The sequence below is a fragment of the Streptomyces sp. CB02980 genome (assembly GCF_014451325.2).
Taxonomy (GTDB): Bacteria; Actinomycetota; Actinomycetes; order Streptomycetales; family Streptomycetaceae; genus Streptomyces.
Genome location: NZ_JACSCH020000084.1, coordinates 1 through 533, shown reverse-complemented (window position 1 = coordinate 533; position 533 = coordinate 1). Strand labels below are relative to the sequence as shown.

At 72.4% G+C, this 533-nt stretch carries 1 protein-coding gene; it reads right to left on the bottom strand.

Features of this window, described 5'->3' with window-relative positions:
* A partial coding sequence (locus E0F75_RS39860) for a carboxyl transferase domain-containing protein (RefSeq protein WP_308189675.1) occupies nt 1-533 on the bottom strand: 533 nt, incomplete at both ends.

Here is a 533-nt window from a genome sequence, read left to right as displayed (position 1 = left end):
TGGATCCGGGCGAAGCCGGTGATCAGCGTCTGCCCGTACTCGGACTTGAACTCCTGGAAACGGGAGCCGTCCACGACCCGGGCGATGACCTCGCGCACGTCGTACGGGGTACGGGAGTCCACCGGCACCGCGCCGTACAGCCCGGCCGGGTCCACCTTCGGCTCCTCGACCGGCTCGACCGACCAGGGCAGCGGGCCGCGGTCGGGGAGCGTCGCGACGATGTTCCGGACGATCCGCAGCGCGTGGGCGTCGTCCTCGGCGAGGTGGTCGGTGACGCCGGAGATCCGCGAGTGGACCTCGCCGCCGCCCAGCTCCTCGGCCGTCACGACCTCACCGGTCGCCGCCTTCACCAGCGGCGGACCGCCGAGGAAGATCGTGCCCTGGTTCCGCACGATCACGGCCTCGTCGCTCATCGCCGGCACGTACGCGCCGCCGGCCGTGCACGAGCCGAGGACCGCCGCGATCTGCGGGATGCCCGCGCCGGACATCCGGGCCTGGTTGTAGAAGATCCGGCCGAAGTGCTCCCGGTCGGG